Source organism: Pseudomonas sp. S06B 330 (genome assembly GCF_002845275.2).
Taxonomy (GTDB): Bacteria; Pseudomonadota; Gammaproteobacteria; order Pseudomonadales; family Pseudomonadaceae; genus Aquipseudomonas.
On record NZ_CP088149.1, the window covers coordinates 2370555 to 2394441 of the forward strand.

16 protein-coding genes and 11 pseudogenes are annotated in these 23887 nt (G+C 52.0%); 26 read left to right on the forward strand and 1 reads right to left on the reverse strand.

The window, feature by feature from the left end; translation table 11 throughout:
• Positions 1-93 precede the first annotated feature (93 nt).
• The 8 genes and pseudogenes from CX511_RS10655 to CX511_RS10690 form a co-directional block, all read left to right on the forward strand.
• Positions 94-756 (forward strand): annotated as a pseudogene (locus CX511_RS10655) (DUF6531 domain-containing protein); the annotation flags it as partial.
• A pseudogene (locus tag CX511_RS25645) lies at positions 750-1226 on the forward strand (RHS repeat domain-containing protein); the annotation flags it as partial. The pseudogenes CX511_RS10655 and CX511_RS25645, both read left to right, overlap by 7 nt.
• A gap of 427 nt (positions 1227-1653) precedes the next feature.
• Positions 1654-2133, forward strand: a complete 480-nt coding sequence (locus tag CX511_RS10665; RefSeq protein WP_101291779.1) for a hypothetical protein — start codon at positions 1654-1656, stop codon at positions 2131-2133.
• Positions 2134-2544: 411 nt separating this feature from the next.
• Entirely contained in the window at positions 2545-3063 is a 519-nt protein-coding gene (locus CX511_RS10670; protein WP_101291775.1) for an SMI1/KNR4 family protein, read from the forward strand.
• Positions 3064-3431: 368 nt separating this feature from the next.
• Positions 3432-6798 (forward strand): annotated as a pseudogene (locus CX511_RS10675) (RHS repeat-associated core domain-containing protein); the annotation flags it as partial.
• A complete protein-coding gene (locus CX511_RS10680) occupies positions 6798-7115 on the forward strand; it encodes a hypothetical protein (protein ID WP_101291773.1) in 318 nt (105 codons plus the stop codon). The pseudogene CX511_RS10675 and the gene CX511_RS10680, both read left to right, overlap by 1 nt.
• 71 nt (positions 7116-7186) lie before the next feature.
• Positions 7187-10799 (forward strand): annotated as a pseudogene (locus tag CX511_RS10685) (RHS repeat-associated core domain-containing protein); the annotation flags it as partial.
• Between the two features lie 374 nt (positions 10800-11173).
• Positions 11174-11710 (forward strand): DUF8309 domain-containing protein, encoded by a 537-nt coding sequence (locus CX511_RS10690; protein WP_101291790.1) that lies wholly within the window; start codon positions 11174-11176, stop codon positions 11708-11710.
• 50 nt (positions 11711-11760) lie between these two features.
• On the opposite strand, the pseudogene CX511_RS10695 reads toward CX511_RS10690, so the two are convergent.
• A pseudogene (locus CX511_RS10695) lies at positions 11761-11943 on the reverse strand (IS30 family transposase); the annotation flags it as partial.
• A 65-nt stretch (positions 11944-12008) separates the two neighbouring features.
• On the opposite strand from CX511_RS10695, the gene CX511_RS25420 reads away from it, so the two are divergent.
• The 18 genes and pseudogenes from CX511_RS25420 (at position 12009) to CX511_RS10780 (ending at position 23800) form a co-directional block, all read left to right on the forward strand.
• The gene (locus tag CX511_RS25420; RefSeq protein ID WP_259407435.1) at positions 12009-12134 is read left to right on the forward strand and encodes a hypothetical protein; all 126 of its coding nucleotides are present in this window, start codon (positions 12009-12011) and stop codon (positions 12132-12134) included.
• Positions 12124-12399: a hypothetical protein gene (locus tag CX511_RS10700; RefSeq protein WP_143527650.1), complete on the forward strand. Its 276-nt coding sequence runs from the start codon at positions 12124-12126 to the stop codon at positions 12397-12399. Before CX511_RS25420 ends, CX511_RS10700 begins: the two co-directional genes overlap by 11 nt.
• A gap of 239 nt (positions 12400-12638) precedes the next feature.
• Positions 12639-13808, forward strand: a pseudogene (locus tag CX511_RS10705) (RHS repeat-associated core domain-containing protein); the annotation flags it as partial.
• A 129-nt stretch (positions 13809-13937) separates the two neighbouring features.
• Positions 13938-14204, forward strand: coding sequence for an HNH endonuclease (locus tag CX511_RS10710; RefSeq protein WP_231353447.1), 267 nt, complete (start codon positions 13938-13940; stop codon positions 14202-14204).
• A gap of 15 nt (positions 14205-14219) precedes the next feature.
• Complete coding sequence (locus tag CX511_RS10715) at positions 14220-14705, forward strand: SMI1/KNR4 family protein (protein ID WP_101291798.1); 486 nt, start codon at positions 14220-14222, stop codon at positions 14703-14705.
• 127 nt (positions 14706-14832) lie between these two features.
• Positions 14833-15077: pseudogene (locus tag CX511_RS25650) on the forward strand (HNH/ENDO VII family nuclease); the annotation flags it as partial.
• 374 nt (positions 15078-15451) lie between these two features.
• On the forward strand, positions 15452-16033 hold the full coding sequence (locus CX511_RS10730; protein ID WP_101291799.1) for an imm11 family protein: 582 nt from the start codon (positions 15452-15454) through the stop codon (positions 16031-16033).
• A gap of 50 nt (positions 16034-16083) precedes the next feature.
• Positions 16084-17526, forward strand: a pseudogene (locus CX511_RS10735) (RHS repeat-associated core domain-containing protein); the annotation flags it as partial.
• A gap of 396 nt (positions 17527-17922) precedes the next feature.
• On the forward strand, positions 17923-18333 hold the full coding sequence (locus tag CX511_RS10740; RefSeq protein ID WP_101291795.1) for an immunity 22 family protein: 411 nt from the start codon (positions 17923-17925) through the stop codon (positions 18331-18333).
• A 480-nt stretch (positions 18334-18813) separates the two neighbouring features.
• Positions 18814-19200 (forward strand): annotated as a pseudogene (locus CX511_RS10745) (transposase); the annotation flags it as partial.
• A gap of 25 nt (positions 19201-19225) precedes the next feature.
• On the forward strand, positions 19226-19651 hold the full coding sequence (locus tag CX511_RS10750) for a hypothetical protein (protein WP_101291796.1): 426 nt from the start codon (positions 19226-19228) through the stop codon (positions 19649-19651).
• Between the two features lie 48 nt (positions 19652-19699).
• Positions 19700-20014 carry a DUF7716 domain-containing protein gene (locus tag CX511_RS10755; protein WP_101291797.1) on the forward strand — a complete coding sequence of 105 codons (315 nt, stop codon included), beginning with the start codon at positions 19700-19702 and terminating at the stop codon, positions 20012-20014.
• A gap of 103 nt (positions 20015-20117) precedes the next feature.
• Positions 20118-20810, forward strand: a pseudogene (locus CX511_RS25655) (DUF6531 domain-containing protein); the annotation flags it as partial.
• Between the two features lie 23 nt (positions 20811-20833).
• Positions 20834-21379: an RHS repeat domain-containing protein gene (locus tag CX511_RS25660; protein ID WP_220639123.1), complete on the forward strand. Its 546-nt coding sequence runs from the start codon at positions 20834-20836 to the stop codon at positions 21377-21379.
• A 102-nt stretch (positions 21380-21481) separates the two neighbouring features.
• Positions 21482-21838: pseudogene (locus CX511_RS10765) on the forward strand (DcrB-related protein); the annotation flags it as partial.
• 10 nt (positions 21839-21848) lie between these two features.
• Positions 21849-22829, forward strand: a complete 981-nt coding sequence (locus CX511_RS10770; protein ID WP_231353403.1) for a PAAR domain-containing protein — start codon at positions 21849-21851, stop codon at positions 22827-22829.
• A 9-nt stretch (positions 22830-22838) separates the two neighbouring features.
• Positions 22839-23531, forward strand: coding sequence for an SMI1/KNR4 family protein (locus CX511_RS10775; RefSeq protein WP_101291834.1), 693 nt, complete (start codon positions 22839-22841; stop codon positions 23529-23531).
• 137 nt (positions 23532-23668) lie between these two features.
• Entirely contained in the window at positions 23669-23800 is a 132-nt protein-coding gene (locus CX511_RS10780; protein WP_231353451.1) for an HNH endonuclease, read from the forward strand.
• Positions 23801-23887 lie beyond the last annotated feature (87 nt).

The window sequence follows — 23887 nt, forward strand, 5'->3', positions numbered from 1 at the left end:
GTTTGTTAGAGTGGGCAGCGGCAAAATCTGAGTGCAACACTGACCATTCCGGTACGGTGCGGCTCCTATATCTTATTCCGAACCCAGCGTTGAAAGCTGACTTGCGGCGCCACTATTTCTGGCGGTTCGGACAACGTCATCATCGGCGGCGGCACCTACCGTTACCTGCCGGTGGACGATGAAATTCCCAAATGGCTGCGCACCACCGTGGATGTATTGATGGCCATTGCCGGTGCGGCCGGTGGCATCGCCCAGCTGATCAAGGCCGGTACCCAGGCCGGCATGAAAGCGGTCATGCCCTGCGCCTTGAAGTTCACCGCAGGCTTCGTCGCCGGTGAGGTGGCCAGTCGTTACGTGGTCGAACCGGTAGCGCGCAAGGCCATCGGTGGCCTGGTTGGCAACCCGGTCGATCTCACCACCGGCCGCAAACTGATCCCAGATGAAATCGACTTCAGCCTGCCGGGCCTGATGCCCATCGAGTGGTCGCGCTTCTACGCCAGCGACCTGAGCGTCGACAGCATGCTTGGCCGTGGCTGGGTGTTGCCTTGGGAGCAGAGCCTGCGCCGGCGCGGCAGCTTCATCTACCTCACCGACAACCAGGGCCGGGAAGTCCCGTTCGTCACTCTGCAACCGGGCGAGCGCATCTACAACCCGCACGAACAGGTGTACTTGGTGTGCACCGAGGGCGGCCACTACATTCTGCAGACGCTGGACAACCTGTTCTTCTACTTCGGTGAAGTGCCGGACGACAGCAGTCGGAGATCAACGGCAAAACTGAGCAGAAGCGCTTTCTTTGGCAAGGGCTGCGGATGCTGCGGGAGGAGACGCCGGAGCAGAGCAGTTTGTACCTCTACGAGCCGGGTAGCTATGCGCCGCTGGCGCGTGTCGATCAAGTCGAGGGCGAAGAGCAAAAGCTGTATTACTTCCATACCGATCAGATCGGTACGCCGCTGGAGATGACCAACTGTGATGGAGAGATCGTTTGGCAGGCCACCTATCGGTCCTGGGGAACGATTGAGCAGTTGGCAGTCAATGAGGTCGAGCAAAACCTAAGGTTTCAGGGGCAGTACTTTGACGACGAGACTGGGCTGCACTACAACACGTTTCGGTATTACGATCCGGAGGTGGGGCGGTTTGTAACGCAGGATCCAATTGGGTTGGAGGGAGGAAGCAATCTCTATCAATACGCTCCTGAGCCCCATGGCTGGGTAGATCCGTTAGGATTATCATGTGGCAAACTGCATGATAAGGTCATTGCGGAAGCGAACCAGGTGGCAGCACCTGGAGGTAAAATTACTGCACAACAAGCAGCAACTTTGAAAGGAAACTTGCCAGTTGTGCAGCGCCGTAGTGCCTTCCAGAATCAGGTGGCCCGAAAAGAGTTTGTTCGAGATCAAGACTACTTAATGAAACAGTGGGAGGTTAATACAGGGCGAGTTTGGCCAGAAGGGGCAACACCTCATCATGTAATTCCCTTGGAGAGTGGAGGTGCCAACAAGTGGTGGAATCTTATGCCGACGAGAGGAAGGCTGCCTAATCACTCGCTTCCTGGAATACCTGGGCCACACGCTGCAGGTGGAGTATTAAGAACAACTATCCAGCAGAGCAGAAAGGCCTTGCCGCCGGGTACGATAACAGATATGAGGGGTTGATATGTTAGATGCTGAAAAATTGGTTGATGATATAGCGCGTGCCAGATTTTTCTCCAGGATGGGTTGTGCTCCTGATTTAAATGAAGGGGTGATTTATGTGGAGAGCGTGTTTAAAGTTTTTGTTGAGCCAGAAGAGTCAGATTTTCATGGGGTCTATAAAGATCTTGAATGGTTACCGACTACTCCTACTCAAGAAGATCCTTTCAATTCGTTCCCTAAAGCTCCTAAAGCTCTAGTTGAGCTTAGACTTAAAGTTAGTAAGGCAGTTATGCAGTCGATTAAAGAAGTGCCAAAGGAAAAATTTATTGCGGGTGCACATGATTTTAGTGTGGCTGCACGAAATGCAGCTTGTTTTGCATTTCGACAATACGTGTCTGAGTGCTACTATGGAAGTGGCAGCGTTTGGTCAAGGGTGATTGATCTTTACTTTTCCGGGAGATGGCCTGTGGGGTATTCAAAGGATAAGCTGATTGTTATTTAGGTTGTTGTGAGCTTCGCTTTGTAGATCTGTTGTTAAGTCTGGTTTTTGCGGATTGCGGGGTAGGCTTTTGCTTGTTGTTAATGAGGAGTTTCATGTTAATTGATTTGGATCGGTTCTGCTTGAAATTGGAGTAGCCGCGAGTCAGGGTAACTGATTTAGGGGGGGGGGGCTGTTTGTTGGAGTTTTATTGATTGATGTCACGAGTGAGCTACATTGTTGTGCCGGTAACACCAGGGATGAGTTGGTGTTGAAGGTCTCGGAATGGTGTGTAAGTTTTAGTCGTTGGGCATGTTTTTATATTTGAGATATTTCTTTAGGTTGGACGAACGCAATGCTCATGCGACTATCTACACCTATAGATTTTATTTTTAAGTGGCGAAGCTGTTGGGCGGTCAATAATTAGGTGGAACTATGCCGATTGTATATAAAGCTGGCCTAAGTGATTCTGAGGTAAATGCAGTTGAGTCTGCGCTGAATGTAACGCTGCCTGATAGCTATAGGCAGTTACTAAAGCGTATGAATGGTTTTTATTTGACTGAGCCAGATTACGGTCAATTGCCGTTGCCAGCTATTGATGAGGGTGTTATCAGCTTTGACCGACTTTTTGGGGTCGTTCCGGATGAGGAGTGTAACGATTTGGTTGGTTTCAATAGTGGATTTATTGACGAGTTGAGCTTCATAAAAGGCGTGTTTGCCATTGGCGAGGATGGGGGTGGGAATCCCTATGTACTGATAAGTGAGCCCGGCCGGGAAGGTGTTTATTACTGGGATCGAACTCACTTGCATGAAGGGGGCTCAGTTAATAAATATGACATCGCGGAGCAGGATGAGTGTGGTCACCTGTATTTGGTTGCAAAAGATATTGAAGGGTTGTTTGATACGCTCGTCTCTTCCCTTGGTGGAGATGTAGCTATGGTTGAGGAAGCGTGATTTTGACCGGTTTCGTTAAAATCGGCATGCGGCGAGAGTTTGCTTAAGTTCGGAGAGTGTTCCTGCGTCGTCGACCGCTAATTGGTGGTGTTGGGGGTTAACTGTACAAATATGGCGCAGGCCTTATGCGCACCGTTCGCTAAGTCTGGCAATATACGGTGTGCTTTTGCGAGTTAAGTTGGTTGGTGAAACTAGAAGTCGGTGTTTTTTGATTGCTGGTTGCGGGGGTGTAAGTTATTTTTACGTCTCGAATGCGGCTGGTCTTTAAAAGTTTGGAGTAAGTCAGTGAGGCGGTTTTCGCCTCATTTTTTGTCATAAAGTCCACTCCAGGCTTGATATCTAGCTGGCTGCCAACTCGTAATGAAATAACAGGCCGCAAACTGATCCCCGACGAAATCGACTTCAGCCTGCCGGGCCTGATGCCGATCGAATGGTCGCGCTTCTACGCCAGCGACCTAGGGCCGTGAAATCCCGTTCGTCACCCTGCAACCGGGCGAGCGCATCTACAACCCGCACGAACAGGTGTACCTGGTGTGCACCGAGGGCGGCCACTACCTTCTGCAGACGCTGGACAATCTGTTCTTCTACTTCGGTGAAGTGCCGGACGACGACAGTCAGGTGCCGCTGCAGCGCATCGAAAATGCCCTCGGCCACTTTCTGCATTTCACCCGCACCGAGCAAGGCACGCTGACCGACATCAGCGCCACTGGCGGCACGCGCGTGCACCTGCACTACGACCACCCGCTGGGTCGCCTTACCGACATCAAGCGCGTGGTCAACAACCAGGCGGTCGAAACCCTGACCCAGTACCGCTATGACGAGCAGGGTCAGCTCAGCACGGTGATCAACCGCAACGGCAACACCGTGCCCAGCTTCAGCTACGCCGACGGGGTGATGGTGACCCACAGCAACGCGTTGGGCCTGGGTTGTCATTACCGCTGGGAAACCCTCGGCGGCCAGCCACGGGTGGTCGAGCACTGGACCAGCGACGGCGAGCACTTCCACTTTCGCTACGACCTTGAAGGGCGCACCAGCTGGGCGACCGATGTGCTTGGTCGCGAACTCGAGGTGCACTACAACGCTGACCATCGAGTGATCGCCAGCCGCGACTATGGCGGCGAACGTTACGCGATTGACCTGGACGACAACGGCAACATGGTCGGCCTAAGTTTGCCGGACGGCAATCGGCTCAGCTTCACGTACGACGAATTTGCCCGTTTGCTCGAAGAGACGGACCCACTGGGCCGCAAGATCGCCTACGAATACCACCACCTGACCACTCTGGTGACCAAGGCCAGCTACCCGGACGGCAGCACCTGGCAGGCTCGTTACGACGACAAGGGCAACCTGCTTGCCGAAACCGATGCCCTGGGCCAGCTCACTGAGTATCTGAACAGCGACGATGGCTTGCCGCACACCGTCATCGATGCCAACCACAAAGCCAAATACCTGTGGTGGAACACCCTGGCCCAGGTCGAACGCTATCAGGACTGTTCGGGCAAAAGCACCCGCTATCGCTACGATGAGCGCCAGCATCTGGTGGCAGTGACCGATGCGCTGAACCAGACCACTACCCTGGAGCGCAAGGCAGACGGTGAAGTACTGCGCATCAATCATCCGGACGGCAGCGCGGAAAGCTTTACGTACAACGTCTATGGCCAGGTGCTCAGCCACGCCGACGGTAAAGGCCAGATCACACGCCTGTTGCGCACCGCACGTGGCTTGCCGAGCAGCCGTCAGGACGCCAAAGGCCAACGCATTGCTTACGAGTACGACAAGGCCTTGCGCCTGACGGCGTTGGTCAATGAAAACAACGCCACCTACAGCTTTGCCTACGATGCCTCGGATCGGCTGAGCGAAGAGGTGCGGGTGGATAACCTGACCCGACGTTTCAGCTACAACGAGGGCGGTCACCTGACCCGCGTTGATGAAATCGGTTATGGCGAACGAGGCGAGCGTCCGGAGCGCAGTACGGTATTTGAACGTGATGCGATTGGCCGCTTGCTGGCCAAACTCAACAACGATGCGCGGCAGGAGTATGAGTACGACGACGCTGATCGACTGCTGAGCATTCAGCGCCAGCCAACCGCTGTTGGCAAGCGATTAGGTATTACTGAAGAAAAGCTCGAATACACCTACGACCTGCTGGGCCGGCTGACTCAGGAAATCACTTCCGATGGAGCACTGAGTTACGAGTACGACCCGCTCAGCAACCTGACCACGCTGACCTTGCCGGACGGACGCAAGGTCAACCATTTGTATTACGGCAGTGGGCACCTGCACCAGTTGAACCTGGATGGTCAGGTGATCAGCGATATGGAGCGCGATGACCTGCACCGCGAGGTGTATCGCACGCAGGGTAAGTTGACCAGTTGCTTCGGTTATGACGCGATGGGGCGCAAGGCGTGGCAGTTTGCTTCGACCTTACCTGCCGAAAAGCTTTCGCAGGTGCATAACGCCGGGATCAATACCTCGTTGCTGGTGGAGCATGCATACAACCCGATTCACCGGCGTTATCAGTACGACCCGGCCGGGGAATTGGTACGCACGCTGGACAAGTTGCGTGGCGAGACCAAGTACGAGTACGAGGCCAACGGTCAATTACATAGCCGCGATACCGGTTCGCTGGTGAGTAGTGAGGAGTTCCGTTACGACGCCGCGGCCAACCGGTTGAACTTCAATACCAGCCAGTTCGACAAGGTCAAGGACAACCGCATCAGGCAGTGGCGTGATCAGGAATACAGCTATGATGCCTGGGGCAATCTGATCGAGAAACGCAGCGGTCTGAGCCAGTTGCAGCACTTCAGTTATGACGCTGAAAACCGCTTGGTCAAAGCGGAGACACTGATCAACGGCAAGCTCGAAAGTGTGGGTGAGTATCGCTACGACAGCCTTGGGCGGCGGGTGGCGAAGCAGTCGGAGATCAACGGCAAAACTGAGCAGAAGCGCTTTCTTTGGCAAGGCCTGCGGATGCTGCGGGAAGAGACGCCGGAGCAGAGCAGTTTGTACCTCTACGAGCCGGGTAGCTATGCGCCACTGGCGCGTGTCGACCAGGCGGAGGGCGAAGAGCAAAAGCTGTATTACTTCCATACCGATCAGATCGGCACGCCGCTGGAGCTGACCGACAGCGAGGGGGAGATCGTCTGGCAGGCGACGTATCGGTCTTGGGGCACGATAGAGCAGTTGGTGGTCAATGAAGTTGAGCAGAACCTGAGGTTTCAGGGGCAGTATTTTGACGACGAGACGGGGCTGCACTACAACACGTTTCGGTACTACGATCCTGAGGTGGGGCGGTTTGTTACACAGGACCCGATTGGACTGGATGGAGGGTTCAACCTTTATCGATACGTACCGAATCCAACGGGCTGGATGGATCCTTGGGGTTGGGCCTGCATTCCGAATAAAGTTGCAGGCACCGCTCGAGAAGCAAGAGTGGGTAGTAGGCTTGAGGCTACTTTTGGTAAGCAAAATGTTTTAAAAGAACGTTACTTGAGGGACGCTAAAGGGAAGATTGTGAAAGGCCCGGACGGCACTGCACGGCGTGTGGACTTTGTAGTTAATCGTTCTGATGGAAGTTGGCAGCCAATTGAGGTCACTAGCAAAACAGCAGATAAAACGCTTCAGCTAATCAAGGAACAAGAAATACGTGAGGCTGGAGGGGTTTTTGTACGAGATCCTAAGACCAAAGAGTTGGTCGAAGTTTCGGATATTTCTAGGTTAATAAGGGTAAAGTAATGGTAGACTTCACAAAGTACAGTGTTCCAATGTTATATAGTAGAAACAAAAATTTAGAGTATAAGCAGCACATCATAGAGTCATCAACAGCATTGCTAGGTTTTTTGTGGCGTGAGGGGGTGATAGTAAATAATCCATTTGATGATGCCGGTAATTTGAAAATGGACTTCATTTTGAAACTTTCAGATCTCAGCCCGGAAGGAGTAGAGCTTTTTAAAAAAGCAATACCAATGTGGCTTCAGAAAAATGATCGCGGAGGTGACCGATCAGATGTGGGGGGGTTAGAAAAAGAATTAAAAAAAATTAGGTCTATTTGATTGGTTGGAGTCGGCCCGGAGTATTATTGTCAGATACTTTGGCCAAAATGAAAGGTCTAGGTATGTTTTAATCCCCTTCCGGGACGATTGCGACTGCCTCACCGAATGTCTTCGTCAACAGCCGCAAGGCCGCCCGGGTCGAGAAAAGCCTGGGGGCATGCGACAAACATCCAGGCCCGGTGCAGATCGCCGAAGGCTCGACCAACGTCTTTATCAATAGCGTGGCCGCGGCGCGCAAGGGCGACAAGCTGACTTGCGGCGCCACTATTTCTGGCGGTTCGGACAACGTCATCATCGGCGGCGGCACCTACCGTTACCTGCCGGTGGACGATGAAATTCCCAAATGGCTGCGCACCACCGTGGATGTGTTGATGGCCATTGCCGGTGCGGCCGGTGGCATCGCCCAGCTGATCAAGGCCGGCACCCAGGCCGGCATGAAAGCAGTCATGCCCTGCGCCTTGAAGTTCACCGCAGGCTTCGTCGCCGGTGAGGTGGCCAGTCGTTACGTGGTCGAACCGGTAGCGCGCAAGGCCATCGGTGGCCTGGTCGGCAACCCGGTCGATCTCACCACCGGCCGCAAACTGATCCCATGATGAAATCGACTTCAGCCTGCCGGGCCTGATGCCCATCGAGTGGTCGCGCTTCTACGCCAGCGACCTGAGCGTCGACAGCATGCTTGGCCGTGGCTGGGTGTTGCCTTGGGAGCAGAGCCTGCGCCGGTGCGGCAGCTTCATCTACCTCACCGACAACCAGGGCCGGGAAGTCCCGTTCGTCACCCTGCAACCGGGCGAGCGCATCTACAACCCGCACGAACAGGTGTACCTGGTGTGCACCGAGGGCGGCCACTACCTTCTGCAGACGCTGGACAACCTGTTCTTCTACTTCGGCGAAGTGCCGGACGACGACAGGCAGGTGCCGCTGCAGCGCATCGAAAATGCCCTCGGCCACTTCCTGCATTTCACCCGCACCGAGCAAGGCACGCTGACCGACATCAGCGCCACTGGCGGCACACGCGTGCACCTGCACTACGACCACCCGCTGGGTCGCCTTACCGACATCAAACGCGTGGTCAACAACCAGGCGGTCGAAACCCTGACCCAGTACCGCTATGACGAGCAGGGTCAGCTCAGCACGGTGATCAACCGCAACGGCGACACCGTGCGCAGCTTCAGCTACGCCGACGGGGTGATGGTGACCCACAGCAACGCGTTGGGCCTGGGTTGTCATTACCGCTGGGAAACCCTCGGCGGCCAGCCACGGGTGGTCGAGCACTGGACCAGCGACGGCGAGCACTTCCACTTTCGCTACGACCTTGAAGGGCGCACCAGCTGGGCGACCGATGTGCTTGGTCGCGAACTCGAGGTGCACTACAACGCTGACCATCGAGTGATCGCCAGCCGCGACTATGGCGGCGAACGTTACGCGATTGACCTGGACGACAACGGCAACATGGTCGGCCTGGGTTTGCCGGACGGCAATCGGCTCAGCTTCACGTACGACGAATTTGCCCGTTTGCTCGAAGAGACGGACCCACTGGGCCGCAAGATCGCCTACGAATACCACCACCTGACCACCCTGGTGACCAAGGCCAGCTACCCGGACGGCAGCACCTGGCAGGCTCGTTACGACGACAAGGGCAACCTGCTTGCCGAAACCGATGCCCTGGGCCAGCTCACTGAGTACCTGAACAGCGACGATGGCTTGCCGCACACCGTCATCGATGCCAACCACAAAGCCAAATACCTGTGGTGGAACACCCTGGCCCAGGTCGAACGCTATCAGGACTGTTCGGGCAAAAGCACCCGCTATCGCTACGATGAGCGCCAGCATCTGGTGGCAGTGACCGATGCGCTGAACCAGACCACCACGTTGGAACGCAAGGCGGACGGTGAAGTACTGCGCATCAACCATCCGGACGGCAGCGCGGAAAGCTTTACGTACAACGTCTATGGCCAGGTGCTCAGCCACGCCGACGGTAAAGGCCAGATCACACGCCTGTTGCGCACCGCACGTGGCTTGCCGAGCAGCCGTCAGGACGCCAAAGGCCAACGCATTGCTTACGAGTACGACAAGGCCTTGCGCCTGACGGCGTTGGTCAATGAAAACAACGCCACCTACAGCTTTGCCTACGATGCCTCGGATCGGCTGAGCGAAGAGGTGCGGGTGGACAACCTGACCCGACGTTTCAGCTACAACGAGGGCGGTCACCTGACCCGCGTTGATGAAATCGGGTATGGCGAGCGAGGTGAGCGTCCGGAGCGCAGCACGGTATTTGAACGTGATGCGATTGGCCGCTTGCTGGCCAAACTCAACAACGATGCGCGGCAGGAGTATGAGTACGACGACGCTGATCGACTGCTGAGCATTCAGCGCCAGCCAACCGCTGTTGGCAAGCGATTAGGTATTACTGAAGAAAAGCTCGAATACACCTACGACCTGCTGGGCCGGCTGACTCAGGAAATCACTTCCGATGGAGCACTGAGTTACGAGTACGACCCGCTCAGCAACCTGACCACGCTGACCTTGCCGGATGGACGCAAGGTCAACCATTTGTATTACGGCAGTGGGCACCTGCACCAGTTGAACCTGGATGGTCAGGTGATCAGCGATATGGAGCGCGATGACCTGCACCGCGAGGTGTATCGCACCCAAGGCAGGCTAACCAGTTGCTTCGGTTATGACGCGATGGGGCGCAAGGCTTGGCAGTTTGCTTCGACCTTACCTGCCGAAAAGCTTTCGCAGGTGCATAACGCCGGGATCAATACCTCGTTGCTGGTGGAGCATGCATACAACCCGATTCACCGGCGTTATCAGTACGACCCGGCCGGGGAATTGGTACGCACGCTGGACAAGTTGCGTGGCGAGACCAAGTACGAGTACGAGGCCAACGGTCAATTACATAGCCGCGATACCGGTTCGCTGGTGAGTAGTGAGGAGTTCCGTTACGACGCCGCGGCCAACCGGTTGAACTTCAATACCAGCCAGTTCGACAAGGTCAAGGACAACCGCATCAGGCAGTGGCGTGATCAGGAATACAGCTATGATGCCTGGGGCAATCTGATCGAGAAACGCAGCGGTCTGAGCCAGTTGCAGCACTTCAGTTATGACGCTGAAAACCGCTTGGTCAAAGCGGAGACACTGATCAACGGCAAGCTCGAAAGTGTGGGCGAGTATCGTTACGACAGCCTCGGGCGGCGGGTGGCCAAGCAGTCGGATATCAACGGCAAAACTGAGCAGAAGCGCTTTCTTTGGCAAGGGCTGCGGATGCTGCGGGAGGAGACGCCGGAGCAGAGCAGTTTGTATCTCTATGAGCCGGGTAGCTATGCGCCGCTGGCGCGTGTCGATCAAGCGGAGGGGGAGGAGCAGAAGGTTTACTACTTCCATACCGATCAGATCGGCACGCCGCTGGAGCTGACCGACAGCGAGGGGGAGATCGTCTGGCAGGCTTCTTATCGGTCTTGGGGGGCGTCAGAGCAGATTCTGCTCAATGGGATTGAGCAGAATCTACGCTTCCAAGGACAATATTTCGATGCAGAAACAAGTTTGTGCTATAACACATTTCGTTATTATGATCCGGAAATCGGGCGTTATATCACCCAGGATCCGGTCAGTTTACTCGGGGGTATTAACCTCTATCAGTATGCGATCAACCCTCTTGGGTGGTTAGATCCACTGGGGTGGGCTGGAAATCCAGCAAACGCTACACATATTACATATGAAGGGATTAAAAATGGTAAGCCATATATTGGCTATGCGAGCAAACCAGGATTAGGTCATTCCGCGCAGGATGTTTTGGCGTATCGCTATTCAAATACTGCGCATTTTGATGTTCCCCCTGAACCATTTTTTGTTGGCGATGGTCAAGCTGGAAAAGATATTGCTCGAGGGTTGGAGCAACGAGTATTTGAAGATAGAGGTGGTCTTGAGGGGACTTCAAACAAGCAGAATCCCGTGGGTAAAAATAACCCCAATGGAGCACGGTACCTTGCGGCTGCTGATGAGTATAAAACCTCAAGTGGAAAGGCAAAAGTTAGCGGAAAAGTTAAAGGAGCGGTATCATGCTGAGAGCTTTGAAGTGGCAAGAAGATTTGGTTTTAAGTATAAAAGTGGAGGATGGTGTTTTCGCTATCGCTCAAATGCGAAACAACTATCTTTTAGAAGTGTTCGATGTTTTCAGGGCGGAGGATAACTGGGAAGGTGTCGATCTTAATCGTCTGGATGTCTTGTTCACTATCTTTGTGTCAGTGAAAAATATTAAGGGGGTTTTTTCACGCCTGACTACCGAGGCAGAGATTATCCCGAATCAACGGCCTGTCGAAAAACGAATGTTATCTGCTATTTTTGGGGCTCCAGGTAATACAGGGGCACGGCTGATTGAGTTGTCGGATGATTACTCAAATATTGGTGCTGAAACTCTCAAAGATTCACTCTCCCAAAAGGATGATTTGGATCTAATTTATCGTTATGAACTTTGCGGGATGGTCGGCGATCCCGAAAAAATTCTCTCCAGGCTTAAGAAATACCGAGAAACTGGTGTTAACTGGGATCCGTCTAAAGAGTTTTTGTTTCCCGGCATCCAGCTACCGTCACGGTAGGCTATGACTAGAGTTATGGTGGGCGGTTGCAGGAGCTGAGTGCAACGCAGTTATTGAATTGAAGCTGGAGCATCATGCCGCATAGCCATGGCTTCTTGCATTACTTCGCCCATGACTTCGATCGGGCACTTGAAATCGAAGCGCTTACGCGGGCGCATGTTCAGTTGCAGTGCAATGGCGTCGAGTTCTTCTTGGCTATGTACCGACAAGTCTGTGCCCTTAGGGAAATCCTGAAGAAGACTTCCTGATTTTGGCAAAATGCCCGGACTCCACCCGCCGAGTTTTCCGATGAAGCAAAATGACCTTCGCCGATGCCGAGTACGCCGGCAAGCGTAAGCAGACCCGCAAAGAGTTGTTCCTGATCGAGATGATTGGTATAGGGGTAAAACAAAAACTGGGGCAGGAGGTTGCTCGTGAAATTTGAGTGTGAAGTTAATGTTGATTTTAATGGAATTGTTATGTTCGACTTTCCTGGGGTTCAAATGATTTTCCCAGGAGGAATAGCTGAAGGTGATAATATTCTAGAATCTTTCACCTCCACTGATAAAGGGGATGAGGTTTTAGATGCTGGTCTTGCGTGGCCAATTATGGGGGTTGATGATGGAGGGTATCGTATAAGGATTTTTTGTAATGAAAAGCCAGTAGAGGTTGAGCGAAAAATTATATTTGAGGATAAGTTTTTTACTTAAATGTTATAGATACTTTGTATGTGGCTGATATGGCGGTATTTTGGGACTGGGAGGATTATACAGGCTGGATCGAAACCCCTGTGCCTAAGGGGAAGTATCAGGGAGTAGTAGCCGGCGTACACACTTACGACGAGGTTGGGGATGTTCACTATGGTTTTGATGTAGTGCTGCTTTCTGTGCCTGATGAGATTGCTCGAACGGTTGAACCGCGCTCCGACTCCAGGCTGGTTTGAGCCTTACTTGCTTTGCCAGACACGCACAAACTCAACCACCTGACCTGTACTACGACAGCGGCCACCAGCCAGTTCAAGTTCGACTGTCAACTGTTCAGCGATTTGGATCGCGATGACCTGCATCGCGAGGTGTATCGCACCCAGGGTAAGCTCACCAGTTGCTTCGGTTATGACGCGATGGGGCGCAAGGCTTGGCAGTTCGCCTCGAACTTACCTGCCGAAAAGCTTTCGCAGGTGCATAACGCCGGGATTAATACCTCGTTGCTGGTGGAGCATGCGTACAACCCGATACACCGGCGTTATCAGTACGACCCGGCGGGTGAACTGGTACGCACGCTGGACAAGTTGCGCGGCGAAATCAAGTACGAGTACGAGGCCAACGGTCAATTACATAGCCGCGATACCGGTTCGCTGGTGAGTAGTGAGGAATTCCGCTACGACGCCGCGGCGAACCGACTGAACTTCAACACCAGCCAGTTCGACAAGGTCAAGGACAACCGCATCAGGCAGTGGCGTGATCAGGAATACAGGTACGATGTCTGGGGTAACCTGATCGAAAAGCGCTCGGGGCACAGCAAGCTGCAAAGCTTTGCCTATGACTGCTAAAACCGCCTGGTCCGGGCGCAAACGCTGGTCGAGGGCAAGCTGCAGAGTACGGGTGAGTATCGCTACGACAGCCTCGGACGGCGGGTGGCCAAGCAGTCGGATATCAACGGCAAAACTGAGCAGAAGCGCTTTCTTTGGCAAGGGCTGCGGATGCTGCGGGAGGAGACGCCGGAGCAGAGCAGTTTGTACCTCTATGAGCCGGGTAGCTATGCGCCGCTGGCGCGTGTCGACCAGGTGGAGGGCGAAGAGCAAAAGCTATATTACTTCCATACCGATCAGATCGGTACGCCGCTGGAGATGACCGACAGGGAGGGGGAGATTGTCTGGCAGGCGACGTATCGGTCTTGGGGCACGATAGAGCGGCTGGTGGTCAATGAAGTTGAGCAGAACCTGAGATTTCAGGGGCAGTACTTTGATGACGAGACTGGACTGCACTACAACACGTTTCGGTATTACGATCCGGAGGTGGGAAGGTTTGTGACACAAGACCCAATTGGTCTTAGCGGTGGTGTGAATTTCTACCAGTATGCACCGAGTGCTGTTACATGGATTGACCCTTGGGGATTAGCCTTCAAAAGCGTAAACTTTGAAGGCTCACCTGATCTTTTTCCTATATCAGGGAACCAAAAAAATATTGTCACAATCCAACTACAAGGTTCCAGAGGTAGAGATTTTACCGAGGCTTTCAAACAAGCTGGGTTGACGAAGGCCCAAGTCAAGAGGGTCGGCAAATACACATGGCACCATTTGGATGACTTTGATCCAATGACAGGAAAAGGAACTATGCAGTTGATTACCCAGTCGGCGCATGAGGCATCTTTGCCGCATACGGGGTCTGTAGCTCAATTTGAGAAACATTTTGGCCTATCGTCAGGGGCTTACGGAACATCGGAAGCAGTGGCGATCTCGCAAGATAAAGACTGGCTTAAAGGTCGGCCCCAGATAACGACTTCCACTACATGTTGAGAGTTGAGAGCGAATATGTTTAAGCTTTTGAAATCGGATTCGCCAGTCACTGAAGCTGATATTGAAGCACTTGAGATTAATATCGGATTTAAATTGCCTGCAGATTTTAAAGATTTTTATATGGATTTTAACGGGGGTTCTCCGAGTCGCGAATTTTGGGCCGAAGATGAGGATTTTGAGCCAATAAGGGTAGAGGATTTTAAAAGTATATCGCGTATCGGTGCGTCAGATGGTTGCGAAACTAAATATATAGGTGGTTGTTACAGGTTGATGCAGGAAAAAAAAGTATTGCCGCGGCAGTTGGTGCCATTTGCAAATGATGAGGCAGGTAATTTTATATGCATCGAAAAGGATTCGGGCAGAATTATTTATTTCGCAGTTGATGTCTTTCAGCCTGATATTGACATGCACCTTAATCACCTCAATGCTCAGAGGCATATGTCGGACTCTTTTGGTGAGTTTATAGAGTCCCTAGTCGATGAGGATGAGGTCGACTTTTGACGCGTAGTCGCACAATGTTGGTGTGGTCTCTACGGCGAGCTGAGTCAGCTGAATGCGGTCATCTTGGTAACTGCAACGTTGTGCACAGCTTCAGTTACGCAGTGGGCATGATGCTGACCCAGAATAAAAACAGGAACACACTTATGACCTGCTGGACCGGCAGACTCAGGAAATCATTCCGATGGAGCACTGAGTTACGAGTACGACCCGCTCAGCAACCTGGCCACGCTGACCTTGCCGGATGGGCGCAAGGTCAACCATCTGTATTACGGCAGTGGCCACCTGTACCAGTTGAACCTGGATGGCCAGGTGATCAGCGACATGGAGCGCGATGACCTGTACCGCGAGATCTATGGCACTCAGGGCAGACTGAACTGATCGGAAAACGCTCGGGGCATAGCAAACTCCAGAGCTTCAGCTATGGCTGCGGGAACCGTCTGGACCAGGCGCCAAATGGTGCAAGTAACGGCTCTGCACTGCGTATAACTTCTGCTGAATCCTTAGCAACTGGCAAACCATTACATAGTGGTGGGCATCTCGGGTCGTATTTTGACGCTGCACGTAATAGGTTAGCTCTCTCAGAACAGAAAATTGGAAATCTCACTACGGCTTCCGATAAGCAAATTCTCGGAAAAATCAGAGCAGTTGAGCGAAGTATGAGAATAAGCTTAGGCGCGGATGTGCTACGCCTACAGAATACCGACCCAAGACCCAAAGGTACTCGGTCAACTTGTTAAGGAGAGGCTATGAAATATTATATTCTTCGTCATGAGGACGTTAGTGGTGAATTCATCGATGGTGAGGTTAGCTTTCACCCGTCGATTGAAGGCTACTACCAAATTGGAAAAAGCGTGGTGTCAGCCGGTACGGTGGTAAAAGTTAAGCTGGATAAGCCAATAAAAAAAATGAATAGTGATTTTTTCTTCACCACATCGGGTGCTTTTTTTGTTTCAGATAAAATGAGGAAGGTTCTTGAAAAGCATCGTACTCTGGCCGAATTCTATGATGCCGATATTCAATATTTTGGAGGGAGGGGTGTTGAGGGGGAATATTATTTCATTCACGTCAGTTGTAAGATTCCATGCTTTGATTATTTAAATTCGGAGTACTCTGGAAAGACAATGATTCTTGATAGGATTAGTAAAGGCGAGCTTTCGTCTGATTATAGCGTGAGAGGTATAAAGAAGATGAGGGTGGTGGAAGGCGAGACGTTGGGGTTGGATTTTTTCTTTGTTGAAAATGTTATATGGGTTGATCCTATTGTGACGGAGTCTGTTGTGGTGTCCGCTAAGGCGGAAAAGTTAAATTTGAATATTGAAGAGATTTAGGCTTAATGGAGGTGGTTTTTATATTTTAAGAGCTATTTGTTGCGGTTTCTGGCGAACGAGGCGAGCGTCCAGAGCGCAGTACGATATTTGAACGCGATGCGATTGGCCGCCTGCTGGCCAGGCTCAACAACGATGCACGGCAGCAGTATGAGTACGACGACGCTGATCGACTGCTGAGCATTCAGCGCCAACCAACCGCTGTTGGCAAGCGATTAGGTATCAGTGAAGAAAGGCTCGACTACACCTACGACCTGCTGGGCCGGCTGACTCAGGAAATCACTTCCGATGGAGCACTGAGTTACGCGTACGACCCGCTCAGCAACCTGACCACGCTGACCTTGCCGGACGGACGCAAGGTCAATCATTTGTATTACGGCAGTGGCCACCTGCACCAGTTGAACCTGGATGGCCAGGTGATCAGCGACATGGAGCGCGATGACCTGCACCGCGAGGTGTATCGCACCCAAGGCAGGCTAACCAGTTGCTTCGGTTATGACGCGATGGGGCGCAAGGCGTGGCAGTTTGCTTCGACCTTACCTGCCGACAAGCTCTCACAAGTGCACAATGCCGGCATCACCACCTCATTGCTGGTGGAGCATGCATACAACCCGATTCACCGGCGTTATCAGTACGACCCGGCCGGGGAATTGGTGCGCACGCTGGACAAGTTGCGCGGCGAAATCAAGTACGAGTACGAGGCCAACGGTCAATTACATAGCCGCGATACCGGTTCGCTGGTGAGTAGTGAGGAGTTCCGTTACGACGCCGCGGCCAACCGGTTGAACTTCAATACCAGCCAGTTTGACAAGGTCAAGGACAACCGCATCAGGCAGTGGCGTGATCAGGAATACAGCTACGATGCCTGGGGCAATCTGATCGAGAAACGCAGCGGTCTGAGCCAGTTGCAGCACTTCAGATATGACGCTGAAAACCGTTTGGTCAAAGCGGAGACACTGATCAACGGCAAGCTCGAAAGTGTGGGTGAGTATCGCTACGACAGCCTTGGGCGGCGGGTGGCGAAGCAGTCGGAGATCAACGGCAAAACTGAGCAGAAGCGCTTTCTTTGGCAAGGCCTGCGGATGCTGCGGGAGGAGACGCCGGAGCAGAGCAGTTTGTACCTCTACGAGCCGGGTAGCTATGCGCCGCTGGCGCGTGTCGATCAGGCGGAGGGCGAAGAGCAAAAGCTGTATTACTTCCATACCGACCAGATCGGCACGCCGCTGGAGCTGACCGACAGCGAGGGGGAGATCGTCTGGCAGGCGACGTATCGGTCCTGGGGGACGATTGAGCAGCTGACGGTCAATGAAGTTGAGCAGAACCTGAGGTTTCAGGGGCAGTACTTTGACGACGAGACTGGACTGCACTACAACACGTTTCGGTACTACGATCCGGAGGTGGGGCGGTTTATCACCCAGGACCCAATCGGGCTGCGGGGCGGAGCTAATTTTTATGCCTATGTGCCTACCCCGACGCTTTGGATTGACCCGTTGGGTTGGGTACCATGGGAGAAAAATGGCTTTGAAAGCTGGTTTAATAGTGCTTCAGTCCAAGATGTCATTGATAACAAAAAGGGAGTGGAGGAGGCGCTTCGAAAACCTGGCGGGAAACATGAGATGTTCCCGGTTTCGATTGCCTCCAAGGCAAGGGAGCTTAGTTTTACTGCCCAAGAACTCAAGGAAATGACCGTGCCTACTAAAGATATTACTTTTGTCGGCGTAACTGATAGGCATGGCAATCCAGTGCCTGATGGCCCGCACCACGGAAGTAGCGCAGGTAGAAATTTCCATAATAAACTTATAAAGGACTTGGTTAAGACCAAGAGTAAGGCTGAAGCGTTGAGTGTCATTGATACACACCATCGTAATCACATGAAATTGGGGTCTTGTTAAATGGATATTTATGATATCGAGCGCTATGAAAAAGTGCATGTATGGGTGGGTACTAATTTTTCCCCGGAACCTGTATATCTCAAATATTTCGAGTTGGACTACTCTGTGGATATGGATGATCCCGCATATAAAGTCTGTGAATTTTGTCAGGATCTCGGAATAAAATGGTATGATGAGGACTTTATTGGGATCATTCCCAGGAAAACTCAAGAAGTGAGTTTGGATGAGCTCCTCAAGGAGTCATCTGTTGATTCTAGTGAGTTGTTGGATGTTAAAGCTGAATGCATAAGGCTGGGCATAGCCAAAGCCAATGCTATATTTTGGTATTCTGATGGGGGGGTTGTTGTGCCTCGGCCATTTAAAACTAGTTATAATGGGTTGACGTACATTGGTTTATTTGAGGGTAACTGATAGTGTTAATTGCAATTGCCGCATCAAAGGTCGATTGATGCTCTGGAATTCTGGGTGATGGCAACTAACCTTAGCCTGAATTAAAAGGGGCGGCAATTCGGGGTGTAGTTGATGAATGCAAGCAATGTTCGGTACATAACAGTCAACGACTCAAGAATAGTTGCTGGCGGGGAGCTGGAAATTGGCGGGGATAGAGTCTCTGTAAGTGACTTTGATTTTGGGCAGTTTGCTAGCCAGCAGCGTAGAGTTTTAATCGGTTGGTGTAGTGAGGCAGCAAAAGTAAAGTATTGAGCTGCTGTACGTAGTAGGCCAGTTTCCTGTAAGACCATGCCTCTCACTATTAGCAGGTCCGGGCCTGTTGTGCTCGATATTGGATCTGAGAAGCTAGGCTCTGTACGAGATCCCGAAAAACTCAATCGGCGTCCCTCGGAAGCTGAAATTTTGTAGAGTTTCCATCCATCTACGGAAAGGAATCCTGTGATGGCAAAGCGTTATGAACTCTCGGATGAGGCCTGGGCTGTGGTTGCTGATCCCCTCACCGAAACCCATTGCCGGGGGCGGCCCCGCCTGAGCGACCGCCTGATGCTCGATGGCGTGCTCTAGGTGCTCCGCTCAGGTGCTGCGTGGCGAGATATGCCGGAACGCTTCGGCCCCTGGTCAACAGTGTATTAACGGTTTCGGGGCTGGCGAAACCAGGGGACATTCGATCAGATGCTCAAACGCTTGCACTTGAGATTGAATGAGCAAGGCTTTATCGATTTGCAAACCTGGATGATCGACTCAACCGCAGTATGCGCAACCCGAGCCTCATCTGGCGCCGGGTGGCCAAGCAGTCGGAGATCAGATGCTTTGGCCAAAATGAAAGGTCTAGGTTTGTGAGTGGAGGGTGTCTATGAAATCTGGTGACTATTTCGCAATTCCTATGGACGATGGTCGGTTCGCCATCAGTCAGATAATTTGGATGGGAGGCGAAAGTAAGGATAAGAAGTTTAAGAATGTTTTTGCTTTTGGAGTGCTCTCAGTTGGGGAGAGTAAAACAGTACCAGATGGAGGCGGCTATTTAAATTTCAAGGATCATAAGGGTGAATTTTTTGTAGTATTCACGGCCGTTGATAAACTCAAGACGGGAGAGTGGTTGATTTTGAAAGATGGAAAGATTAATGATCCGTATTTGATAGAGTTCGAGTTTAATGTGGCGGGTACGTTATATCGTCTAGGGCACCCTGTTAGAGTGCTTGCTATCGAGGAATATCAAAATTATTTGCTTATGAGTGTTTCAGGTTATGCCTTGGTAGAGAGATTTTTGCATCAGCATTGAGTGTAAGGCGGCTTTAAACGGCTTCAGTGTACATCATGTTGAGGGGTTGTGAGAACTTATAGTGTTCGAGAAGTTTTGGAGAGTCTGGATAAGATGCCGGATTCGTGGTTTTACTTGCCAAATACGATCTGGACTTTGGAAACAAAAGGGGCTTTTTCTTTGGATGGTCGAGACTTTCCACCGGATTCTAATGGCTATTTACCACCGCAGGTGGCCAGTGAAGGCTGGGTTGAGACCTTGGATACGCCTATTATACAGGACGTAATAGACTATACGAACCAACAGCTGCCATCTCCTACGACTGAAGATTATTTTAAGGCATTTAAATTCTATTATGAAAATGACGCTTTTTTGGAGTTTTGATTTTTAGATTTTGTTTACTGTTGGCAGCGGCAAAATCTGAGTGCAACACCTGACCATTCCGGTACGGTGCTGCCCCTATGTCTTATTCCGAACTCAGCGTTGAAAGCTGACTTGCGGCGCCACTATTTCTGGCGGTTCGGACAACGTCATCATCGGCGGCGGCACCTACCGTTACCTGCCGGTGGACGATGAAATTCCCAAATGGCTGCGCACCACCGTGGATGTATTGATGGCCATTGCCGGTGCGGCCGGTGGCATCGCCCAGCTGATCAAGGCCGGTACCCAGGCCGGCATGAAAGCGGTCATGCCCTGCGCCTTGAAGTTCACCGCAGGCTTCGTCGCCGGTGAGGTGGCCAGTCGTTACGTGGTCGAACCGGTAGCGCGCAAGGCCATCGGTGGCCTGGTCGGCAACCCGGTCGATCTCACCACCGGCCGCAAACTGATCCCAGATGAAATCGACTTCAGCCTGCCGGGCCTGATGCCCATCGAGTGGTCGCGCTTCTACGCCAGCGACCTGAGCGTCGACAGCATGCTTGGCCGTGGCTGGGTGTTGCCTTGGGAGCAGAGCCTGCGCCGGCGCGGCAGCTTCATCTACCTCACCGACAACCAGGGCCGGGAAGTCCCGTTCGTCACTCTGCAACCGGGCGAGCGCATCTACAACCCGCACGAACAGGTGTACCTGGTGTGCACCGAGGGCGGCCACTACCTTCTGCAGACGCTGGACAACCTGTTCTTCTACTTCGGTGAAGTGCCGGACGACAGCAGTCGGATATCAACGGCAAAACTGAGCAGAAGCGCTTTCTTTGGCAAGGGCTGCGGATGCTGCGGGAGGAGACGCCGGAGCAGAGCAGTTTGTACCTCTACGAGCCGGGTAGCTATGCGCCACTGGCGCGTGTCGATCAAGCGGAGGGGGAGGAGCAGAAGGTTTACTACTTCCGTACCGATCAGATCGGTACGCCGCTGGAGCTGACCGACAGCGAGGGGGAGATCGTTTGGCATGCGACGTATCGGTCTTGGGGCACGATAGAGCAACTGACGGTCAATGAAGTTGAGCAGAACCTGAGGTTTCAGGGGCAGTACTTTGACGACGAGACGGGACTGCACTACAACACGTTTCGCTACTATGATGCGGAATCTGGGCGATTTATTTCGCAGGACCCTATAGGTCTAGAGGGAGGGGTCAATTTTTACAAATATGCCCCTAATCCAATTGGGTGGGTTGATCCAAAGGGGCTGGCGAATTTATTTGAGTTGGGTACCTATGGCAGCTTAAATGGTGAGCCGCACCTTAGAGATAATCTTCAGGCCCATGAATTATTGAGGCATGAATATTTGGTGCAGCAAGAGGTGGCTGAGAAAGCATAGGCCGGGGATGTCTACCTTTCCGGGGGCAGTCCAGTCGGTCAGTTTGAGGTTTTCGAATACGAAGGCTTGTATGGCTATGCCACTGTGGATGATGCTCCGCCACCGCCGCCGGAGCGTTTTTATACCAATGAGTTGAGCTTCGTAAGACCCCAGAATCTAAAAGACAAGACTTTTCATGTGTTTACCATGACGGATATTGGACCGAGTCCTTTCTCGTCTGTGGTGGGGCGTTCTCCTGCTGCGCCGGATGTTGATCTTGAGACGTTGGCCCAACAATTGCCGGGGGAATTGAAAAAATCCTTGTCACATGTTGAGTGGATTGAGCCTGTCACACCAGTTGAGGTAGCAGGTCTGGACGCACGCCGTGTCGAGTTTCGCTGGCGGCAGCAAGGGCAACCGGTTCATCAGTTGCAACTGATCTTTATGCACCACGACGAACATCTGCAGCCGCTGCTGATGCACCGGCGGCTTGGGTGCGCTGGCGATCGCCGCAATGATCGGTGCGGGTGCTGCTACTGGTGCTGGTATAGGGCAACTGATTGGACGCTTGTCATTTGCTTGCCATGAAGCGGGTCAGATAGATAAGGGATCAGGAAATGTCCATATCAACGGCCAACCTGCAGCGCGGGTAGGGGACCGGACGGTTTGTGATGCCAAGATTAGTGCAGGGTCGCCGAATGTATGTATTGGCGGTGGAACCGAAACAACCGATGAAATTGACCCCGAGGTGCCGGTTTGGCTTGAACTGAGCGTGATGGGCATTGGACTCGCGAGCGCAGTGGTACTTGTGGGGCCTGCTATGGCTGCTTGGGGTTTATTGGGCGGGGTGCTGGGGGGCACTGCAGGGTACAAGCTTGGGGGAGACCTATACGGGGAGGATTCTAATCAACAGAAACTTTTAGCTTTTGGAGGTGCTTTCCTTGGCGGTGGTCTTAGTGCACGCTATAAGCTACAACCTAATGGAGGGTTGGGGTCTAATCTGGGTAATGTAAAGATCACCAAGAGAGCGGCGTTACCGCTAACTCCAAAAGCTAAGGGCGTGTCTCCTGAGGTTTATCAGAAACTTCGAGCTAGAACCCCAAGTAAAGAAATCCAAGCTATGGTTAACAAAGATGTAGCTCTCCCAATGAAAGATCCAGCACTTCCCGGGCTGGAGATCACCAAGCCACTGTATGCCGACCATGTAGTACCCATGAAGCAGATTACTGAAATGAATGGGTTTAATAAGCTTGCATTCGATAATCAGCTAGAAGTTCTAAACTATAAGCCAAATTCCTCACCTCTCAGTGAAACAGCTAACACTTCTCGAGGGGCTAAAACCTATGAACAATGGACGCGTTACAGAAAAGGTGGCATTGATGTTGATCCAAGTTTTAGAAGTAGTATGATGGGGCGATCAGCTGAACTTGAAATTGAGTTGCAGGAAAAAATCTATAGTCTTCTGCCTTAGGTGTTAGCCATGGTTACATTGGATGAAGTTGTCAATGATGTTCGAGGTTCTTTTGTCGGGCGGGATGTTTTTTTTTCTAAAAATGAAATCCCGAAAGAGGTTGCTGTGCCTGAGGGGTGGGTGGGGTTTGGAATAAATTTGCAAGGCGACCCGGTGTTTCCTGATGCTTGGTTAGATTTTTCAAGTGAGTTGCCCTGGGTTTTGTCTTTGTTAAAAGGCTGCTTGATTGGAACTGCCGTTTTGGGTGGCAGAGAGGTTGAATTGCTTTATATTTTTCATGACACTAATGGTTTTTACTATTACATTGGTGGGAAGCCGTTAGGTGGTGTGGCTTTGGCGGAAGTGAAACTTAAGGGCTTTCCTGAGCGGTTGTTGAGTTTTTATTTGAATGTGCATAATGGATTTACTTTTTTTCCGGCTCAATCAATGGGGCCTCAAAAAATTGAAAACACTACCTGTGTTGCAGACTTTATAGATGAAGAAGATGTTGGTTTTGCTGAACAATGGTTGACAGTGTTTTCTAATGGAGGGGGGGATTATTTGGCGGTTGATTTGACTAGCAAAAGTGCGGCTGAAGGATTGATTTGGTGGCATGAGGAGCCTGCTGAGCCCGAATTGAACGTTAACGTTTTTGATATCATGGATACTTGGATTTCTATATTTTTAGAGGATACGCGGTTGCGGGATGATTTGTTGGCCTAAGACTTGGATAAAGTTGGTTTCTAAAATAGGTTTTTGGTTGTGCGGAGTGCTTTAAAGGTTGCTGCGCTTCGTGTGCATCTTGCCGTTGAGTCGTCAGGACACCATGGGTTTCTGATTCCGAAATTGCCAATATGCAAATGGGCAAGCTTCCAAATAGAGAATGGCAGGTTCACCACGTTAAGCCACTGGATGATGGTGGTACCAACGCATTTGATAATCTTACTATGATTAAGAATGACCCCTGCCACACTGCTATAAATAACGCTTAGAATGCAATGGCTCGAGGTATGCAAGTGGGTGAAGTCAGGGTGTTGGATTAGCCGATGATCGATGTGGATATCTATCCATCTTTAGGG

Bases quoted from the DNA above. Each gene is read 5' to 3' on its own strand.
- CX511_RS10670 (WP_101291775.1), top strand. From the start codon at position 2,545: ATGCCGATTGTATATAAAGCTGGCCTAAGTGATTCTGAGGTAAATGCA.
- CX511_RS10780 (WP_231353451.1), top strand. From the start codon at position 23,669: ATGGGCAAGCTTCCAAATAGAGAATGGCAGGTTCACCACGTTAAGCCA.
- CX511_RS10740 (WP_101291795.1), top strand. From the start codon at position 17,923: ATGGATATTTATGATATCGAGCGCTATGAAAAAGTGCATGTATGGGTG.
- CX511_RS10715 (WP_101291798.1), top strand. From the start codon at position 14,220: ATGTTTAAGCTTTTGAAATCGGATTCGCCAGTCACTGAAGCTGATATT.
- CX511_RS10750 (WP_101291796.1), top strand. From the start codon at position 19,226: ATGAAATCTGGTGACTATTTCGCAATTCCTATGGACGATGGTCGGTTC.
- CX511_RS10775 (WP_101291834.1), top strand. From the start codon at position 22,839: ATGGTTACATTGGATGAAGTTGTCAATGATGTTCGAGGTTCTTTTGTC.
- CX511_RS10665 (WP_101291779.1), top strand. From the start codon at position 1,654: ATGTTAGATGCTGAAAAATTGGTTGATGATATAGCGCGTGCCAGATTT.
- CX511_RS25420 (WP_259407435.1), top strand. From the start codon at position 12,009: ATGACCTTCGCCGATGCCGAGTACGCCGGCAAGCGTAAGCAGACCCGC.
- CX511_RS10680 (WP_101291773.1), top strand. From the start codon at position 6,798: ATGGTAGACTTCACAAAGTACAGTGTTCCAATGTTATATAGTAGAAAC.
- CX511_RS10690 (WP_101291790.1), top strand. From the start codon at position 11,174: ATGCTGAGAGCTTTGAAGTGGCAAGAAGATTTGGTTTTAAGTATAAAA.
- CX511_RS10730 (WP_101291799.1), top strand. From the start codon at position 15,452: ATGAAATATTATATTCTTCGTCATGAGGACGTTAGTGGTGAATTCATC.
- CX511_RS25660 (WP_220639123.1), top strand. From the start codon at position 20,834: ATGCTGCGGGAGGAGACGCCGGAGCAGAGCAGTTTGTACCTCTACGAG.